The sequence below is a fragment of the Knoellia altitudinis genome, from assembly GCF_042666355.1.
GTDB lineage: Bacteria > Actinomycetota > Actinomycetes > Actinomycetales > Dermatophilaceae > Knoellia > Knoellia altitudinis.
This window is the reverse complement of the sequence record NZ_JBHTDK010000001.1, coordinates 1,295,396-1,313,034: the sequence shown is the minus strand read 5'-3', so window position 1 is coordinate 1,313,034 and position 17,639 is coordinate 1,295,396. Positions and strand designations below refer to the sequence as shown.

General features: G+C 68.0%; 16 protein-coding genes and 1 tRNA gene. 4 read left to right on the top strand and 13 right to left on the bottom strand.

All coding sequences use genetic code 11. The annotated features are described in order from the left end of the window. Positions 1–56: 56 nt before the first annotated feature. From ACFQW8_RS06200 to ACFQW8_RS06185, 4 genes are all read right to left on the bottom strand, one after another. A complete protein-coding gene (locus tag ACFQW8_RS06200) occupies positions 57–920 on the bottom strand; it encodes a hypothetical protein (RefSeq protein WP_380086103.1) in 864 nt (287 codons plus the stop codon). A 165-nt stretch (positions 921–1,085) separates the two neighbouring features. Continuing rightward, positions 1,086–4,085: a M36 family metallopeptidase gene (locus tag ACFQW8_RS06195; RefSeq protein WP_380086102.1), complete on the bottom strand. Its 3,000-nt coding sequence runs from the start codon at positions 4,083–4,085 to the stop codon at positions 1,086–1,088. Between the two features lie 305 nt (positions 4,086–4,390). Then, positions 4,391–6,220, bottom strand: coding sequence for a phosphoenolpyruvate carboxykinase (GTP) (locus ACFQW8_RS06190; protein WP_380086101.1), 1,830 nt, complete (start codon positions 6,218–6,220; stop codon positions 4,391–4,393). Positions 6,221–6,577: 357 nt separating this feature from the next. Beyond that, a complete protein-coding gene (locus ACFQW8_RS06185) occupies positions 6,578–6,907 on the bottom strand; it encodes a hypothetical protein (protein WP_380086100.1) in 330 nt (109 codons plus the stop codon). A 302-nt stretch (positions 6,908–7,209) separates the two neighbouring features. Between ACFQW8_RS06185 and ACFQW8_RS06180 the strand changes: the two genes are divergently transcribed. From ACFQW8_RS06180 to ACFQW8_RS06170, 3 genes are all read left to right on the top strand, one after another. Beyond that, positions 7,210–7,282, top strand: a tRNA-Arg gene (locus ACFQW8_RS06180). A 223-nt stretch (positions 7,283–7,505) separates the two neighbouring features. Next, the gene (locus ACFQW8_RS06175; protein ID WP_380086099.1) at positions 7,506–7,709 is read left to right on the top strand and encodes a helix-turn-helix domain-containing protein; all 204 of its coding nucleotides are present in this window, start codon (positions 7,506–7,508) and stop codon (positions 7,707–7,709) included. A gap of 5 nt (positions 7,710–7,714) precedes the next feature. Beyond that, positions 7,715–8,992 (top strand): tyrosine-type recombinase/integrase, encoded by a 1,278-nt coding sequence (locus ACFQW8_RS06170; RefSeq protein ID WP_380086098.1) that lies wholly within the window; start codon positions 7,715–7,717, stop codon positions 8,990–8,992. A 15-nt stretch (positions 8,993–9,007) separates the two neighbouring features. On the opposite strand, the gene ACFQW8_RS06165 is transcribed toward ACFQW8_RS06170, so the two are convergent. Next, positions 9,008–9,466 carry a hypothetical protein gene (locus ACFQW8_RS06165; protein ID WP_380086097.1) on the bottom strand — a complete coding sequence of 153 codons (459 nt, stop codon included), beginning with the start codon at positions 9,464–9,466 and terminating at the stop codon, positions 9,008–9,010. A 243-nt stretch (positions 9,467–9,709) separates the two neighbouring features. After that, positions 9,710–10,435: a UPF0158 family protein gene (locus tag ACFQW8_RS06160; protein WP_380086096.1), complete on the bottom strand. Its 726-nt coding sequence runs from the start codon at positions 10,433–10,435 to the stop codon at positions 9,710–9,712. A 749-nt stretch (positions 10,436–11,184) separates the two neighbouring features. On the opposite strand from ACFQW8_RS06160, the gene ACFQW8_RS06155 reads away from it, so the two are divergent. After that, entirely contained in the window at positions 11,185–12,090 is a 906-nt protein-coding gene (locus tag ACFQW8_RS06155) for a GNAT family N-acetyltransferase (RefSeq protein WP_380086095.1), read from the top strand. Between the two features lie 207 nt (positions 12,091–12,297). Here the strand turns inward: ACFQW8_RS06155 and ACFQW8_RS06150 are convergent, their stop codons facing one another. The 7 genes from ACFQW8_RS06150 to ACFQW8_RS06120 form a co-directional block, all read right to left on the bottom strand. Next, entirely contained in the window at positions 12,298–12,870 is a 573-nt protein-coding gene (locus ACFQW8_RS06150) for a class I SAM-dependent methyltransferase (protein WP_380086094.1), read from the bottom strand. 113 nt (positions 12,871–12,983) lie between these two features. Further along, positions 12,984–13,388, bottom strand: coding sequence for a hypothetical protein (locus ACFQW8_RS06145; protein ID WP_380086093.1), 405 nt, complete (start codon positions 13,386–13,388; stop codon positions 12,984–12,986). Positions 13,389–13,629: 241 nt separating this feature from the next. Beyond that, complete coding sequence (locus tag ACFQW8_RS06140) at positions 13,630–14,442, bottom strand: hypothetical protein (RefSeq protein WP_380086092.1); 813 nt, start codon at positions 14,440–14,442, stop codon at positions 13,630–13,632. Further along, a complete protein-coding gene (locus tag ACFQW8_RS06135; protein WP_380086091.1) occupies positions 14,435–14,926 on the bottom strand; it encodes a SigE family RNA polymerase sigma factor in 492 nt (163 codons plus the stop codon). The genes ACFQW8_RS06140 and ACFQW8_RS06135 overlap by 8 nt, the downstream gene beginning before the upstream one ends. Positions 14,927–15,782: 856 nt before the next feature. Beyond that, on the bottom strand, positions 15,783–16,280 hold the full coding sequence (locus ACFQW8_RS06130) for a hypothetical protein (RefSeq protein ID WP_380086090.1): 498 nt from the start codon (positions 16,278–16,280) through the stop codon (positions 15,783–15,785). Positions 16,281–16,546: 266 nt separating this feature from the next. Then, positions 16,547–16,993 carry a hypothetical protein gene (locus tag ACFQW8_RS06125; RefSeq protein WP_380086089.1) on the bottom strand — a complete coding sequence of 149 codons (447 nt, stop codon included), beginning with the start codon at positions 16,991–16,993 and terminating at the stop codon, positions 16,547–16,549. A gap of 278 nt (positions 16,994–17,271) precedes the next feature. After that, positions 17,272–17,547, bottom strand: coding sequence for a hypothetical protein (locus ACFQW8_RS06120; RefSeq protein WP_380086087.1), 276 nt, complete (start codon positions 17,545–17,547; stop codon positions 17,272–17,274). Between the last annotated feature and the right edge of the window lie 92 nt (positions 17,548–17,639).

Sequence of the window (17,639 nt, the reverse complement as noted above, 5' to 3'; positions counted from 1 at the left end):
GAGTCTCCCAAGCGCCCACGCCCCGGCATCATCAGGCCGCGAAACGAATGTCGCGGTCAGCTCACCAACGGGCGCTCCGGCTGGGCGTCCCCGGAGTCGCGGAGGACCACAGCGGCCGCGCTGCTCATGTGCTCGGCCCGAGCCTGCCAGCTCATGCCCATGAAGTGGACGGCGTGCGGGAACGGCACGCGGGGCCGGTCCGCGTAGGACTCGGGCACGGAGTTGTAGCAGCTCTCGCTCGTCCGCCCTTCGAGGTATGGCTGGTTCCAGCCCGTGGGCAGCCAGCTCGTCCCGGCGAGGAAGGGCGATCCGCGCCCGGGGCCGGCCCAGTGGTACCTCTCGTCGCCTCGGTCCCACCCGAGGGCGGCGAGCACGGCGCCCTGGTCCGCCCACGGCCCGGGTTGTGGTCCGGCCGCCTCGACGGCGTCGAGGAAGGCGAACGCCTGGGGGCAGGACCTCATCAGCCACACACCGGTGTTCGGGTTGACCCGGTGCTCGAAGGGGACGTGCTCGAGCGCCAACGCCTGGAAGTGGTCGGGGTGCAGGTGGTCGGCGATGTCCTCGTCCGCCCGCACCAGCAGGACGTCGGCGTCGAGCCACAGGACGAGGGGGAACTCGGTCAGGGCCTCCCGCATGACGGCGATCTTCGCCCACTTCGCGTGTTGGGCGGCCTCGTCGGCCCTGGTTCCATCACGAGGGAGGTCGCGGGCGCGCACCTGGTAGCCCCACCGGTCGCCGAAGAGCCGGAAGGTCGGCAGCGCGAACTGATGCAGCAGGCTGTGCATGTTCGGGCCGGCAGCCGTGACCACCACGCCGCGAGCACCAGCGGCGCCCGGTGGGTCCTGAGGTGTGCTGAGCTGGGTCATCTTCTGCTCTCCTCGGTCGTGCTGCAGCTCCTCCTGCGCTGCAGGATGCTCCACGTCTTGGACCGTAACAAGGGGGCTCAACGTCGGGCAGCGTTTGGACACCTTGGGGCGCACCGTTCATCGAGACGTCACCCTGCGGCATACCCAGTGTTCCGGCGCGGCACGCGAGAGGCGCCGCTCCCCGGAGGGAGAGCGACGCCTCGTCAGCGATGCAGCGCCTCAGCGCTGGAGGACCTGCACCTCCGAGACCGCGATCAGCTGCGCACCGGCATAGGCGCTCGTGCAGTCGGTCGCGTTGGCCGGGTCGTTGTCCTGCTCGCCCGCGAACTCCGGGCCGCCCTGGCACTGGTTCGTGGCCAGACCGATCCGCAGGTGCGTCGCCGCCGTCTGCGGGATGGCGAACGAGCGCATCTTCAGCTCCGGCGCCACGGGGCGGGGAGCGGCCCCGGGGAAGGCGTCCGGCGTGGACGTGAAGACGGGCCGGAAGTCAGCATCCTGGTTGCACAGGACCCTGCCCCTGGCGTCGCACGCGAACACCGTGAACTGGCGCACGTTCTGGAACCGACCGGCTGCACCGGGCTCGGGCAGCGCACTCACCTGGACCCGGCGCACGACCTGGCGGCCGCCGGCGAGGTCGATGGTGAACTGCTTCTGCGCCGCCGTGGGTGCAGCCACCGTCGTGGTCGTCGAACCCTCGTCTCCGTCGATCATCGCCGGGACGTCGTTGCCCACGCCGGTGACGGTCGCACCCGCCTGGCTGCTCGCCAGGTTGGTGAGGAGTCGCACCGGGAGGTCACGGGTCTGGCGCGGGTTTGCCGAGAACGAGAACGTCGTCTGGGCCCGTCCCGGAGCGAGGACCGTGTAGGTGCGGGCACCGGGGAGGATCTGGAACGTGTCCCCGAGGGCGCTCGCGCCGTCCGTGTCGGCGATCGGTGTCGACCGCGCGGTGTACTCACCGACGAAGAGCTGGGCACCCGTCACCGGGCGGCCGTCCTCGTCGGTGGGGGAGAACCGCAGGGTGGCGGGGTCGCCGTAGGCCGACGTGAAGCTCGGCGTCGGGTTGGAGTCCGCGCTGTTGACCGAGGACGCGCCCTGACCCAGACCACGACCGGCGAAACCGTTCCACAGGATGTCCTGGTTCGCGCCACCGAAGCGGAGGAGGTCCGCGGCGAGCATGGCGTTGCGGGCATCGACCATGGAGACCGAACCCGACGGCATGAGCAGCCAGGCGTCGAAGACGAGCTGCATCCAGCGACGGTTGCCCGGGCAGGCCGTGGCCGCCGTAGCCCCGGTCGCGCAGCTGCGCTGCAGGGCCGCGTCACCGGCGCCGTAGCGACCGATGAACGCACTGCGGATGTCGCTGTGGGTGGCCGACCAGATCTCGCCGTCCGCGTGGACCTGCGGTCCGGTGAGGTCGTAGCCCACGTTGCTGTAGTTGAGCGGGCTCTTGCTGAAGTTGTAGTTGCGGATGCCGCGGTTCTCGTTGCCCGTGGCGTAGGAGGCCATCGGGATCGCGGTGGCGCTCACCGGCACGTAGCCCCACTCCTGCAGGTACTCCGTGGCCATGAGGTCCGACCAGCTCTCACCCATGGCGCCGGCCTGGAGGCCGGACAGGCCGCTGTTCGGCCCACCTGCCATGCGGTTGCTGATGCCGTGGCCGTACTCGTGGCCGATGACCGACATGTCGAAGTCGCCGTCGACGCAGGGTGCGTAGAACGCGCCGGCGAGCGGCTGCCAGAGGTACATGTTGCTGTAGCCGCTGGTGCCCTCGGGGGGAGTGCCGAAGTTGGCGTTGTTGCGAGCACCGGCCAGCGCGCCCGACTGGCTGAAGCCGAGGACGGGGTCGTTGCCGACTCCGCCCTTGCCGGCGTTGTCGCGCTGGAAGTTCCACGCGGACTCGGTGAAGCCGAGCTGGTAGGACCAGTCGTGCATGCGGTTGTGCATCGCGAAGAGGTTGGTCGTCGCCGCGTCGATGTCGTTGCGCGCGCCACTCGTGTAGCTGGCCGGGTCGCACTTGCTCGTGGACCACTGGTTGGTCCACGGGTAGACGTAGTTGCGGTCGCTCTTGGGCGTTGCCGGGTTCACCGTGCCGACGCCGAGCCAACGCTCGCCGCTGAAGGCGTTGTTGCCACTCGTCGTCGTGGTGCTGAGGTTCGTGGCCGGGTCAACGTCCCACGGCTTCGGCGAGGCCGGGTTGGCCACCGTCTCGGCGCAACCGGCGGCGGTCGTCCAGCACCACTCGACCCGGGTGTCGGTCGAGCTGTGGTCGGTCGCCGGGGTGCCGGTGAAGACCTTCCACCGCGGGTTGTCGGAGTCGAAGTCCACGAGGGACTCGCGAGCGATGACCTCACCGTGCGCCGCGTCGACGTAGACCGAGTAGCCGCTGTCCGCGTGGTCACGGACGACGACCTGGTATGCCGTGCGCGCGTCACCTCCCGGGACCGGGATCGCGACCAGCTTGGCGGTCTGCTCGCCGACGAGACCCTTCGCCGTGAGCGCCGTCCAGCCGGCCTCCTTGCTCTTGCTCTTGCTCGCTGCGCCGCCACGGGTGATGCCCGTCGCCCTGGCGCCGACGTTGGCGGCTGCCTTGGCGAGGGCCTGCTCCGCCGACAGGGAGGGTGCGGCGCGGCGGGCCGCGCTCTTGCCCCGGACGGGAGCGAGGGTGGAGCTGACGTAGCGCGCGCTGCCGTTGTCGACGGCCACGACGACGAGTCCGTCGATGCCGGCCTCGACCCCGCCGAACGTCTGGCGCAGCATGACGACCGAGGTGTCGCCGATCTTGTTGGTGCTGACGTGCTGCATCGCGGTGATGTCAGCGGCGGTGACCCCGAATGCTGCCGCGTTCTCGACGAGGTAGGCGCGCGCTGCGACGAGGGGGTCGGATCCGAGCCCGGTGGCGAGAGGGGTCGTGCCCGACGGGGTGATCGACCCGACCGAGCCGAGGCGGTTCCACGTGACGGCGCCGCCACCGCTGCCGCGCTGGTTGCGGCTGGATGCGGCTGCGGCCTGCTGCGCTGCGCTGGGTGCGGCCTTGGCCTTGCGGACGTCGACGTCCGGCAGGTGGTCGTGGTCGTGGGCGTCCCCGGCGGCCGGTGCCCCCGGAGGGCGGTCGTCCGTCGCCGCGAAGGCGGTCCCGGGTGCGGCCGTACCGACGGCCACGGCTGCTGCGAGAGCCGCCGCGGAGAGGGTGATCCCCTGGCGTCTTCCTCTGTGGGTCATGACATGACTCCCCTTGGTGAGGGCACCCCGACGGTCACGGTTCGTGCCGTTCGCCTGGTGCGATCCCCTCAGCAAAGTCGGCGACGGGTAAGGAGGGGTCCTCCTACGAGTCAGTAGTTGGCAAAGTCGCATGCCGTGGCGTCAGAAAGCCCCGGTACTCGCCGCTTCCGGCACCCCAGCGGTCGGGGCAGCGGTCGGGGCTGCGCCCAAGGGCTCGGACCAAGAAACGGAGTGTTCGGCCCGGGACGGTTCCGGGCCGAACACTCCGTTTCTGTGACTGGGCGGAAATGGTGGGAGTGGGTGGGTCAGACCCCGAGGCGAGCCTTGAGGCCGTCGAGCTCGACCTGCAGCGCGGTCGGGAGGTTGTCACCGAACTTGGCGAACCACTCCTCGATCTGCGGGATCTCGGCCTTCCACTCCTCGTTGTCGACCGTGAGCGCCTTGGCGAGCTCGGCCGGGTCCATGTCGAGGCCGTCGGTGTCGATCGACTCGGGGGTGGGGACGTGGCCGATGGCGGTCTCGACCGCGGCGGCCTTGCCCTCGATGCGCTCGATGGCCCACTTGAGGACACGGGCGTTCTCGCCGAACCCGGGCCACACGAAGTTGCCCTCCTCGTCGCGCCGGAACCAGTTGACGTAGAAGATCTTGGGCAGCTTGCTCGCGTCGGCGCTCTTGCCGATGTCGATCCAGTGCTGGAAGTAGTCGCCGGCGTCGTAGCCGATGAACGGCAGCATCGCCATCGGGTCGCGGCGGACCACACCGACCTCACCGGTGGCAGCGGCAGTCGTCTCGGACGAGAGCGTCGCGCCCATGAACGTGCCGTGGGTCCAGTCGCGCGACTCGGTGACGAGCGGGACGGTCGTCTTGCGGCGCCCACCGAAGAAGATCGCGGAGATGGGCACACCCTGCGGGTCGTCGTACTCGGGCGCGAGGATGTCGCACTGCTTGATGGGAGTGCAGTAGCGGCTGTTGGCGTGGCTCGACAGCTCGCCGGCCGCGCCCTTCTCAGGGGTCCAGTCCTCGCCCTTCCAGCTGGTGGCGTGGGCCGGGGTGTTCTCCAGGCCCTCCCACCAGATGTCGCCGTCGTCGGTCAGGGCCACGTTGGTGAAGACCGAGTTGCCCTTGTTGATCGTGGCCATGGCGTTGGGGTTGGTGTGCTCGTTGGTTCCGGGAGCGACGCCGAAGAACCCGAACTCGGGATTCACGGCATACAGACGACCGTCCTTGCCGAAACGCATCCAGGCGATGTCGTCGCCGAGGGTCTCGACCTTCCAGCCGGGGATCGTCGGCTTGAGCATCGCCAGGTTGGTCTTGCCGCAGGCGCTGGGGAAGCCGGCCGCGATGTAGTAGACCTGCTGCTCCGGCGAGGTGAGCTTGAGGATGAGCATGTGCTCGGCCATCCAGCCCTCGTCGCGCGCCATGACACTGGCGATGCGCAGGGAGTAGCACTTCTTGCCGAGCAGGGCGTTGCCGCCGTAGCCCGAGCCGTAGGACCAGATCATCCGCTCCTCGGGGAACTGGACGATGTACTTCTCCGGGTTGCAGGGCCACTTCACGTCCTGCTGGCCGTCCTCGAGGGGGGCGCCGAGCGAGTGGAGCGCAGGGACGTACTTCGCGTCCTCGCCGAGCTCCTCGATCCGTTCGAGGACAGGAGTGCCGCAGCGGGCCATGACCCGCATCGACGCGACGACGTACTCGGAGTCGGTGATCTCGACACCGAACATCGGGTGCTCGGACTCGATGTGACCCATGACGAACGGGATGACGTACATCGTGCGGCCGGTCATGCAGCCGGCATAGAGCCCGCGCATGAGGTCCTTCATCTCGTTCGGGTCCATCCAGTTGTTGGTGGGCCCGGAGTCCTTCTCATCCACGGAACAGATGTAGGTGCGGTCCTCGACACGGGCCACGTCGCTGGGGTCGGAGGCGGCATAGAAGCTGTTGGGCTTCTTGGCCTCGTCGAGCTTGATGAACGTGCCGGCGGCGACGAGCTTGTCGGTGACCCGGGTCCATTCCTCGTCGGACCCGGTCACCCACACGACCTCGTCGGGGGTGGTCATCGCGGCGACCTCGTCGACCCAGGCCTGGAGGCCTGCGTGCGTGGTGCCCTGAACGGGTGCGGCGGGTGCGGTCATCTGCGTCCGTTGTCCTTCCGGTTCCGAGCGTGTGCTCGGCTGTGGGCCCGGCCAGCGCCGGAGCCACCTCGGAAGGGGATCCGACGACTGACCTGCTGGAGTGATCACGGTACTCGCATCGTGAGACGCGTCTTGCCTCGTGAGGCGAGTCCGTGGTCGCGGCTCCTGAAGGAACCGTTTGTCCACCGTAGGAGGTCGAGCGGACAGGCAGGACGGCGGAAACCTTTCCGCATCTATGAGGTCCCTCACACACCCTCCGACCTGCGGATTCGTCGGGGGGTCGCCGGACGCCTCGGGGAGTGCCGTCCGTGCCCGGACCGCGAGCGCGTATGACTGCCCGGCGGTGGAGCGGCATTCTCAGTGGGTCAGGTCGGCCTTCTCCACGGCTTCCTCCAGGGCGTCCACGAACCCGTTCACGATCTCTCGGAGCAGGCGCGCCTTGTGCAGGGCGTTGCGCGCGGAGTCGCGATCGTCCGCGTAGAAGTCCAGCGTGACCATCCGCTGGCAGTCAGCCAGGTTCAGCTGTGCGTCGACACTGGCGGACTCGTCCGCGTCCGCGTCCGTGTCGGTGTCCGCGTTCGCCGCGTGGGTTCGGGCGCGCTCGAGGTCGACCTGGGCGATGGCGTAGGCGCCGGCGTGATGTCCGCGCCGGTTCAGGAACCGACGGCGGTAGTAGAGACGGGACATGGTGACCTCCTGTGGGGCAGCGGTAGCCGCCTTTCCAGGTGGTGGTGCACGAATGCCGCCGATGCGTTCACGCCTCAAGGATGGCGGCGTCGTGCAGCCCCCCGCAACCGGGTTGAGCGCGAGGTGTGCCCTGGGGCCGACCTGTCGCCCCTCGCCACTGCCACGGGCACGCCGTCTGTGGACGGCTACGCATGCACAGGGATGCCGACCTCGGTTGCGCGAGCGGGCGGCATACAACGGATTTCTTGTGCGGGTGGGTGCTCGCGTATGCTTGCCGATCGTTGCGCCGACAGGCTCAACAGGCGCCCGTAGCTCAACGGATAGAGCATCTGACTACGGATCAGAAGGTTAGGGGTTCGAATCCCTTCGGGCGCACTCTGTGTTGAGACAGACGACGGGCCCCCGACCAGCGGAAACGCTGTCGGGGGCTTACTCGTGCCCGGCATCCGGAGGGCCCCGGATGAGGGCGTGGGCCCCAAAATGGGCCCCAAAATTCGCGCCGGAGTGCTCGGGTCGCGTGGGGTGACACTGAGGTCGTGAGCACAACGAATCGGGTCGTGACTGACCACACGACCCACTCCTCGCGGCTTTCGGGGTCATGGACACCGCACCTCACACCCAGGCCACCCTCCTGCTCAACCTCAACGAGGTCGCGACCCAGCTGCGCTGGACGCGCCGCAGCGTGGAGCGCCAGATCTCGGATCGCCGGTTGCGCGCGGTTCACCTCGGTCGCTCCGTACGGGTCGAGCGCGCCGAGCTCGACCGGTTCGTCGCGTCCCTGCGCGATCCCCATGCGGGGTAGGCCCGATGCGCGGTAGGCCACGGGCCAGCACGGCCGACAGCGCCACGACGAGATACCGCGGCGCCGACGGCCGGTGGCACGCCAGGGTCACCGTCGGGCGCCGCCTCGACGGGGAGCGCGACCGCCGCCACCTCAGCCGGGCGACCAAGCGCGAGCTCGACACCGCCGTGCGCGAGCTGGAGAACGCACGCGAGAGCGGCCAGCAGCTCTGGCTCCTCGACAACATCACCGTGGAGCAGTGGCTCGAGCACTGGCTCGAGGAGATCCTGCCGTTGTCGGTGCGGTGGAAGACCCGCTCCGGGTACGCCAGCCACCTGCGCGTCCACGTCATCCCGTCCATCGGACCCGCGCGGCTGACCGAGCTGCGGCCCGAGACCCTGGAGCGCCTCTACCGCCAGCTGATCGACGACGGCCGGTCAACCCACGTCGTGCACGGCGTCCACCGCGTCCTGCGCTCCAGCCTCAATGAGGCTGTCCGGCGCCAGCGGCTCCTGACCAACCCCGCGGCCCTGGCACGGCCGCCGCGGGTCGAGCGAACCGAGATCGAACCGCTCACCGCGGATGAGTGCCGCGCGATCCTGCGGGCGTCGCGGGAACGGCTGAACGGGGCTCGCTGGTCGGTCGCGCTGTCCCTGGGGCTGCGCCAGGGGGAGGCACTCGGGTTGATGTGGGACGACGTCGACCTCGACACCGGGGTGCTGAGGGTGCGACGTGCCGTGCAGCGCCGCACGTGGAGCCACGGCTGCAGCCCTCGACGGCGGGCGGAGCCGGCGTGCGGCCACACCCGCGGCGCCGAGTGCCCACAGCGACGCGACGGGGGACTGGTGCTGGTCGAGCCCAAGACCCGCTCGTCCCGGCGCTCGGTGGCCTTGCCGCCGCCGCTGGTGGCCGAGCTGCGCGCCCACCGGACGGAGCAGCTGCGGCTCAAGCTGGAGCGGGCCAACGTCTGGGACCACACCCACGACCTCGTCTTCTGCACCGACTGGGGCGCGCTCATCGACCCGCATGCCGACTACCGCGACTGGAAGCAGATCCTGCGCGACGCCGAGGTGCGCGAGGTGCGCCTGCACGACGCCCGGCACACCGCGGCCACCCTGCTGCTGCTTCAGGGCGTCGACATCCGCACCGTCATGGCGATCATGGGCTGGACCGAGCTGGCCACCGCGCAGCGCTACGTCCACGCCGTTGACGAGCTCCGGCATGAGGCGGCCCGGCGGATGGGTGGGGCACTGTGGGGCGCCGCCTCTGCGGAACCAGCGGGGAGTCGCCAGCCGCCTGGCTGACACATTGCGGGCTCGTCAACGGCGCTGGATCCGTCGCTCGAGGGCGTCGATCAGCGCGTTGGCCGCCGGGATCAGCACCGGCAGGTCGCGGTTGTAGACCCGTCCCGTGTCCAGCCCGACGGCGAGCTCCTCCAGCAGCCGCGCCCACTCGTGGGCACTCGCGGGATGGACGGCTACGGGCACCGTCGTCCGGTGGTGCTGGACCACGGTCTCGGTCCGTACCGTCTCCACGACGCGGTCCACCACGGTCACGGCCGCACGCCCGGACGCGGCAGCGCGCGCCTGCTCCCACGCCCGGTGCCGACACGTCCCCGAGCACCACTTGGGCACGCGGCCGCGGGCCGGCACGGCCACCTCCGCCCCGCACCACCCGCACTCGACGACCTGGCCCGGTACTCGTGGAGCGGGCCGCGCTCGGGTCGTCGCGGGGGGCGCGGACGCCTCCGCGGGCTCCGCCGACTCAGGGTTCTTCACGACGTCCCTCCTGGCCCGTGGGTGCGGATCTCTTCGTCACAACGATATAACCGGAGCCCGGAGTGTATGAGGTGTGTGGGCCATGAGATCTCGGACTTCTAGGTGGGGACGTACCGGCAGGTGCGAGCGCACGGCGATGCACGGTCGGGTAGGCCGAGCGCTCATGAATCGGTGCTCAGGAGCAGAGCAGCGGGCGTGCTCGGTGTAGTCGAGATGATGAGGATGACCGTGCGGCTGGCCAGATCAGGGCTGGCGGGCCCGGATCGGGCTGTAACCCTGCGCGGCGAGCCAAGAGCGGGCGCGGCCCCGCAGCCGATCCTCGCTGCGGGCGTACCACCGATCGGCGGCGGCCGGGTCGGCGGCGATGACGTCCTTGAAGCGGCGAAACGCGCCGCGCCCAGCAACCGCAGTGGTCAGACGGTCGGCCAGGGCGGGGTCCTCGACAGTGCCGATGAACAGTTCCATGTCGCGGTGCCCTGCACGTGAACCCTGCGGGTCCACCCACAACCAGCGCGAGTCGTCCTCCTCCTCCTCCTCGTCGTCGTCGTCGTCTTCTTCCTCGTCGTCATCGAAGTCGTCGACGACGGCCTGTGGCCATACCTCACCGGTCCGCAGATCAAGCCGGCCGCCCCCGTGCACCGGGTCGCCCTCCAAAACCGAGGCCAGCTCGTCCAGGTCCACCGGCACGGGCCGAAGCATCGGCGGCGGGCCGTCGTTGCCGGCTGACGCCAGCGCGGCAGCCAGTTCGGCATCGCCTTCCCAGCCGCGCTCCTCCAGGGCGGCAACGCACCGCCGCGCCATCGCCAACGCGTCGGTCGCATCGCTGGCGACAACGACGAGGATGGCGTCGCCGACCAGCTGCAGCGCATCCTTGGGCCACGGGCTCAACGTCAACAGCTCCACCAGGGCCGGAGAGTCTGCGCGATCGGTGGCACCCCGGAGCCGCGTGCGGTACTCCCGAAGCGACACCCTGCCATTCTGCTACCACCCACGCGCCAACAAGTGGCTGTGCCCCCGAAGTCGGCTGTCACGGCGGAATGCCGATGAAGGCCGCGGCGAATGCGAGAGTCAGCAGCCTCGAGCCGCGCGGCACTGTCCGCGGCAAGACCGGATGTTCGGCCAGACTTGTTGAAGCACGGACGTGGGCGTGTCGTGCCATTTGGTTATCGCTTGCACGCGTAGCGCATCTGACAGCATGTCTCCATGGTCGAGAGCAGGACGCTCCCGCGTCACCTACAGCGGGCATCGGTCGTCGTGGCGCTGAGTGCGGCTGCTGCCGCCTGCTATCTGCTGCTCTCCGACGAGAGTTCAAACTGGTGGGACTGGCTTATGGGCTGCGGGCTTGGGGCTCTGACGCTCTACGCCATACGTGACCTTCTACTCCGAACCAACGAGGAGTTCGTTCCTACTTGGCGTGCGGGCACCTTCTGGGACGTGACCTTGCCGTTCCTTTTTCCGCTTTACCTAATTTGGTGGTCTGAGGATCGAGGGTCCCGGCTTGCTTGGCTCGGTTGGGGGCTGCTGGTAGCTGCTGTCTTGATTCAAGTGTCAATCTGGCGACTCGAGCGATCCCAGGCTGGAGCCTCGAGACACGAAACCGGCGCCCCGCAGCGCTAGGAGTCGCACGAGCGGATCGCGGCGTGTGAGTAAAGGTGTCCGCTGTTGCCGTTGACGGAGATTCGGCTGCGCCAAGGGGCGTTCTGGTGTTGGCTCAACGCGTGAGTATCGTGATGGGCACGCCGGGGGTTCAGGATCTCGAGCAGGTAGCCGACATCCTGAGCGGGTGGCAGTACGACGGGGGGCCCCTGCATCTGCACCCCGGTGATCTGGGTTGGCACTCCTTGAGAGGCGCGGCCGCGACGGCCGGTTCGCTGCGGGTCTGGTCACGAGAGGGCCAGGTCCTGGCCATCGGACTGTTGGACGGTCCTGACGGGCTGCTGCGGATGGCTGTCGACCCCGAGGTGCGCGAGGACGAGGAGCTGTCCCGGCAGCTGGTCGCCGACGTCCAGGACCCACAACGTGGAGTTCTTGCTGGAGGTGGCGCCATCGTCGAAGCGCGAGGGGCCATGCGCTTCGCCGGGCTGCTCGCGCAGGCAGGGTGGAGACCCGATGAGCCGTGGACGCCTTTGCATCGTGACCTCTCCAGCGCCGTGGATGAGGACCTGATCGTCAGAGCTAGGGTGCGCATCGAGACCATCGGGCCGGACCGGGTCGACTCCTGGGTCGCCGTCCACTGGTCGGCGTTCAAGGGCACACCCTTCACCGAGCAGGACCGGCGTGACTTCCGCGACTGGTGGCTGACCATGGCCAACGGCCCGTTCTACCAACGGGCCACCAGCCTGGCCGCATTCGACGACCATGACGACGCCGTCGCCGTTGCTACCGTGTGGTCGGCTGGGCCAGGTCGCCCCGGGCTCATCGAGCCCATGGGGGTCTCCCGAGACCACCGCGGACGCGGCTATGGGGTGGCCATCACGGTGGCCGCCGCGTCGGCTCTGCGCGAGATGCGGTCCTCAAGCGCCATCGTGTGCGCCGAGAGCTCCAACACGTCGGCCCTGTCCACCTACCTGGCGGCTGGGTTCACCGCGCGCGATCAGGTAGCCGACCTGCAGCGTGGCGCCTGAACAATCGCGGGGGAACCAAGCACCCAGAAACCGCTATGCCGATGAGGAACGGGACGCCGAGAATCGGCACGATGAGCGGCAATTCAGGGCGTTTCAGAGACGGCGACCCTCCCAAAGGGCCGCGCCGCAAGCACTCCGTGGGAATCCGATCGGCAAACGACTGCGCCGAGTGCGGCATGTGAGTGCGTTTCAGGCCCGTTTGCGTTCTCAGTTCCGGCTCACCAGCAGATAGCGCTCGTCTTCGATCTCCTTGCCCCAGTACACCGCCTCGGGCATGGGCAACACGGTCACTTGACTGCGAACTGTCTGGACGATGCGCTCAGCCTCAACTGCGGTCAGGCCGGCCCCCGTAGCCCAGCTGCCCTCAACGAGCACGACACTGCCGCCCGGAACGAGAAGGTCCACCCATCTGGCTACAGCTGCCGCCGGGTCGTGCATTGCCCAAAGCACGTGCCGGCACAGAACCGCGTCGTAGGTGGCCGGTCCGAGGGCCGGATCGGAAGCATCGCCGACCACAAAGGTGGCCTGGGGGACCTTCGCGCGCGCCCGGTTGATCATCTGCGGCGACAAGTCGAGGCCGTCGACGGCATAGCCCTCGTCCGTGAGCAACCGCGTCAGGGTGCCGGTACCGCAGCCAAGATCGGCTATCCGAGCGGGTGCGGCCGGTAGGACCTCGAGCAGTAGGTCGCGCCACGCTGCACGGGTAGTCGGGTCTGCCAGACCGTGGTCCGGCTCATCGTCGAAGGAAGCCGCCTCGCGGTCCCAGAGCTCTTGTGACATGCCCCAAACCTAATGGTGCTCCACCGCAGCAAGAGCCGCTGTAAACCGCGGGTGGCTGGCCAGTGGATCACACTCGACCCTCGCCACCAGCGAACCGCGGCATGACGGGACGTTCAGGCGGTCGGCTTCAACTGGCGGATCTGCTCCACCAAGGTGTCGATGGGCCAACCCGGCCGCCTCTTGAGTAGCCGTGCTTCGACGGCGACAGCTACGTCCTCGAGAGTCCTCGTGAAGTACGTTTCCGATTCTTCATGCCCCGTGAGGTGGTCAGGAACGTAGATCATGATGCGCAACCAGTTGCGGCCGCGGGCGTTCAGAGTCCCGAGCTTGAACCCCTCATCCTCGTGCTGCCAGACGGCGCCCGAGACGTAGATGTAGATGTCGACGGACGGGTCGTCCGCATCCACCGGCTTCGGCATGTTGGTCGACATCTTCTGGATTGCATCCACCACCCTGCCCAGGCCCTCCTTCGGGCGGCGCCACGAGTCGCCCCAAGTGAGATGCACGAGAAGCCCCATGCGCGCAGCATGCCCCATGCCTAGCCGCGCTGCATCGAGGGATTCCGGCAGGCGTGGTGCTCGGCACGTGTCCAGCCGTCGGCCATCTGCGACCGGACCCGGACTTCCGCTTAGCGGCACCACCGATCAGCGGCATATTCGGTAGACGGATCGAACCGACGAGTAGGAGCTCGGGTTGCCGGCTCACTTGAGCGGAGTCCGGCCAGGAGTAGGTCGCGTGGCAGTCGCTGGGCGGGAGGGGTCACCAGCGCATTCTTGGATCTTGGACCAACTCGGCGAGGGTTGCGGCGTCGACTGGGTGGGGGTCGGCGACCTTGCTGGCTCCTGGGGTGTCCTGGACCCAGGTCGTCACGCTGACCACGGCGTCGCCGGTGTCGAAGACCGCTTGGGTGACCGCAGTTTGGTACTGGTCAGTGGCAGGGTCTCGGGCCGTGGTCGGCAGCGATGAGGCGTCCACCACGACCAGCACGCCATCGGCAAGGCGGGTGATCGTGCATCGGTCCGCGGGCGGCTGTACCAGCAGTGGCTTGGGGTCCCCACCGAAGACCGTGCAGTGGTCCTTGGAGGCCACCGCCCCTGGGGCCCGGCGGGTGGTGATGATCTGGATTCCTGCGCCGAGTATTGGAAGGGGCTTGTTCGCCGCCAGGGTGTCGGCTGTGTCGCCGGGGGCATACCACCTCAGCGGGCGCTGAGGCTGGTTTGGCACATTGTGAGCATCCAGTGCTGCTTCCACGTCGAGGAAGTACTGCGGACTTGGAGGGCTGGTCAGGTTCATCTCGTCCAGCGTGGTCTTGGCCATGTCGAGGGTCCACGTCGTCGGGGTCACCGGCGAGGCTGCTGTGCTCGGGGTCTTTGCGGGCAGGGTGACGTCGTGTCGGGTTCCCAGCCCGCTTACCGTGGCGACCGCAGCCACAGCGAGTGCGGCAGCGACCGATCCGGCCACCGCGACGCGTCGACGGCGCCGGCGGCGACCACCGGCCAGGACGGCGTGCGGGTCCACGCCCATTGCTGGGGTCTCGGCCTCGTGGAAGTGGGTGGTGATGTCGTCAGTCATGGCGTTCTCCCTGCGCGATCAAGGCTTCGCGGAGCTTGGCCAGGCCTCGTGAGGCGCTGCTTTTGACGGTGCCGACACCGATGCCCAGGGTCGCCGCAACTTCCTGCTCGGAGACGTCGCAGTAGTACCGCAAGACCACGACCTGCCTCTCGCGAGGTGCGAGCTCGGCAAGAGCCCGCACGAGGTAGCCGGTGTCTTCAATGCCGGATGCCGGCCCAGCCCGTTCGGGCATCTGGTCGGTGAGAACCTCGCGCGAGCGCCGGCGGCGGGTGTCGATGTGCTGGTTGAACAGCACCTTTCGGGCGTAGGCGGTGGCCGCTCCGCGGTCGATCCGGCGCCACCTCAGGTACACCTTCTCCAACGCCGCCTGGACCAAGTCCTCGGCCTGGACGGGATCGCCACAGACGAACCATGCCGCCCGAAGGAGCCGTGGCGAGGCGTCTTGCACAAACTCCACGAACTCCAGGTCAGACGCTGACGTCATCGCCTCTCCGTCCCCGTGGGTAGCCGTGCTCCTACACCCATCACGCACCAGCCCCGCAAAAGGTTGCGACCGTGTTCAGCCCCCCACTATCGCCGACAGCTGAGCAGTCACCCCACGCGACCGCGCTTACACCCCCCAGAACTGAGCGAGCGAACCACTGCTGAGCTTCGTCCTCACATCGGCACTAGCGAATCGCGGCATGACGGGACGCCCTGAAACTCTCGGCGTGCGACACCTCGCTCGGTGACTGATCATGCTTGGGTGGTCATCCACAGGGCAGTTCATGCGGGCTTGAAGGACGCGGACGTCCTCCGTCGACCGCCCCAGGGCCAACAAGAAGTGGACTGGCTTGCCGACACCATCGCCGATCACGTCATCGGGGCAATCGACGAGGCAACGCGTCGGGTGGTGGCGCAAGACGAGCGTTAAGCGTGGCTCTGCCTGTCGCGATCGGATGCGGCATGAGCGGATGCCATTCGGTTAGGGGCTGTCAGCCTGCGTCGTCCTGACGGCCTCGCCGGTCGGCCCGCCAATCCTGGATCACGAAGACCAACGCTACGAGGCTAAGTACCGTGTAGATCGACCAGACAACCGGGAAGAAGGCGTTGCCGCTTCCGTCCGTGAACCATCGCCAGATCAGCGCGATGTACAGACCCGCCCAAGCCGCGAAGACAACCACGTCTCGCAGGACGGAACGTCCTGACAGAAATTCGATGCGTTCGTCTCCTCGTGTCGGCAGGGTGGTTCAGGATCCAGTCTGCCACCGACGCAGCAACCGACGACTCTGATCGCGGCAGATGCGGGCATTCGCCACCAGGGTGAGCCGGCCCACGCGGATCGCGCAGCCTCACCAGCGTTAGAGGGCGAGGAGTGCTGAAGCCACCAGACTTACGACGAAACCTAGCGTTGAGCTTCGCCCCAATACCTGGCCGTTCCCTAGGAGATCTAGGCGGGCTGGCGGGGCGGGCGGTGTCTTCGAGAGGGTGATGTTCTCCGCCTCTCGCGACGCCGCCAAGCGGCAGTCCACGTAGCCGATCAGACCGGACAACGGAACGAGAACTATGCACATCACATCAAGGAGATCCATCGTGGGACCGCTTGGGAGGAGATCCCGGATCAGCAAGTAGTACGGCCATGGAACGAGGGGTGCAGCGACCATCGCACCGATGGCAACGTATGTCCCAAGTGCTTGAAAGGCGCCTTTCGGGTCCTCGGCTTCTTGACGCCAGGTCACCTCAGGGTCAGCGCCTCCCTCAGCAATCCGGAAGACAGCAAGCGCCAGCGTGCGATTGAGGTTGAGAATCCGCACCAAGGGGTTCCTGATGACCCGAATCGGAAGCGTCGAAAACGCCATGTCCCTCCATCCCCCAACAGCCAAGAAGAGCCAATGACGGTCACGTCCCGTACGCGAGCACACCATGCAACCTCTCCCAAGCCCAGGCTGAAGCGCGATGGCAGTTTAGAGGAGCCGCGGCGATTCCTCGCCACGTTTGTCCGTCGCCGTCACGCTTACACGCCTTACGTCCAGAACGGCCGAGGAGCAAGGACCGCAACGCGCGCTCATCGGCAGGTTCGCGCGGAACGCGGCAATAGAGGACGTATCCCTTCGCTGAAGGTTGCTCAGGTGTAGGGGGTGTACCGCCGCTTGAGGGGGCGCGCCTTCCAGGGCCACGGCAGATGAACGCGGCCAACTGTGACGGGTCCATCCTCAAGCAGGAGCCGCCCGTATGCATCGGACGCCGGGCCGCTCTCTTCCACGCGCCCGGCGAAGACTGCCTCAGCAATCTCCTTGGCATAGGTCAGGTCATCAACCGATCGCACGGGAAAGACCTCGAACCAGATGTTGCCGACGTTGACGTTGAGGAGGTCGTCACCGTCGAAGCCCATGTCGAGATCTGCCGCTGATGCCGAGCGGGGGCGCACCTCGACGGAGTACATGCCTCCTCCCTCGTCCCAGTGCTGGCGGATGGTCGCGGCTTCATCTGGCACAGTGCTCAGGGCCTCGGCCACAAGGCGGAACAATGCTCGGTCCATGTCGCTCTGCTCGGGGCCCTGATCGTCGCGCATTCGGCCATTGTCCCGATCTGGAGTCCCGGAGGCGCGCAATGTCGCATGCTCGACGTGTGGCACTCCGGATGTACTGCCTCGACCTCCTCAGCTCGGCACGAAGCGCGGAACGCGGCAGATCCGGGCTTCCCCACTGCACACTCGTTGGAGCTGGGGACGAGGTCAGTCGGCGGCTACTACTGTCCCCTGGTGGTAGAGAACGTGCCATCTACGGGCGGCGTCGTGGCGCCAGATGGTGGCTCGGCGGGTGACGCGGCCCTGGCCATGCAGGACGTACGTCAGCAAGTAGGTGTCTGGCCGAGTTCCCGGAGCTGGTGGTCCTCGGTCCGCCAGTGCTCGACCACCATCTCGTCGACTGCTGTGTCAGCGAGGCGTCGCAGGATGTTCTCCTTCACGGTGTCTCGGTCGTAGACCCGACCTGAGGCGCCAACCTCCCTGAAGTCATCGGCAGCCTCAAGATCGAACGTGTCAGCCGAGTGGACGAGCTGCCGGTGATGAAACAGCGGTTCTCGCGCCACGAGTTCCTCCATGATGGCGTCCATCTCACCGGGCATGGAGCCGACTGTGCTCTAGAGGAGCCGGCCTGTCACCACCCGACCCGCCCGCCCGACGGCGTGGTGGGATGGCTCCGCCCCTACAGCGGCAT

What these genes read in the sequence shown, in the direction of transcription:
- ACFQW8_RS06135 (WP_380086091.1), bottom strand. Translation starts at nt 14,926, where the DNA reads ATGACGTCAGCGTCTGACCTGGAGTTCGTGGAGTTTGTGCAAGACGCC.
- ACFQW8_RS06130 (WP_380086090.1), bottom strand. Translation starts at nt 16,280, where the DNA reads ATGGCGTTTTCGACGCTTCCGATTCGGGTCATCAGGAACCCCTTGGTG.
- ACFQW8_RS06145 (WP_380086093.1), bottom strand. Translation starts at nt 13,388, where the DNA reads ATGGGGCTTCTCGTGCATCTCACTTGGGGCGACTCGTGGCGCCGCCCG.
- ACFQW8_RS06125 (WP_380086089.1), bottom strand. Translation starts at nt 16,993, where the DNA reads ATGCGCGACGATCAGGGCCCCGAGCAGAGCGACATGGACCGAGCATTG.
- ACFQW8_RS06120 (WP_380086087.1), bottom strand. Translation starts at nt 17,547, where the DNA reads ATGCCCGGTGAGATGGACGCCATCATGGAGGAACTCGTGGCGCGAGAA.
- ACFQW8_RS06185 (WP_380086100.1), bottom strand. Translation starts at nt 6,907, where the DNA reads ATGTCCCGTCTCTACTACCGCCGTCGGTTCCTGAACCGGCGCGGACAT.
- ACFQW8_RS06150 (WP_380086094.1), bottom strand. Translation starts at nt 12,870, where the DNA reads ATGTCACAAGAGCTCTGGGACCGCGAGGCGGCTTCCTTCGACGATGAG.
- ACFQW8_RS06170 (WP_380086098.1), top strand. Translation starts at nt 7,715, where the DNA reads ATGCGCGGTAGGCCACGGGCCAGCACGGCCGACAGCGCCACGACGAGA.
- ACFQW8_RS06175 (WP_380086099.1), top strand. Translation starts at nt 7,506, where the DNA reads ATGGACACCGCACCTCACACCCAGGCCACCCTCCTGCTCAACCTCAAC.
- ACFQW8_RS06195 (WP_380086102.1), bottom strand. Translation starts at nt 4,085, where the DNA reads ATGACCCACAGAGGAAGACGCCAGGGGATCACCCTCTCCGCGGCGGCT.
- ACFQW8_RS06190 (WP_380086101.1), bottom strand. Translation starts at nt 6,220, where the DNA reads ATGACCGCACCCGCCGCACCCGTTCAGGGCACCACGCACGCAGGCCTC.
- ACFQW8_RS06140 (WP_380086092.1), bottom strand. Translation starts at nt 14,442, where the DNA reads ATGACTGACGACATCACCACCCACTTCCACGAGGCCGAGACCCCAGCA.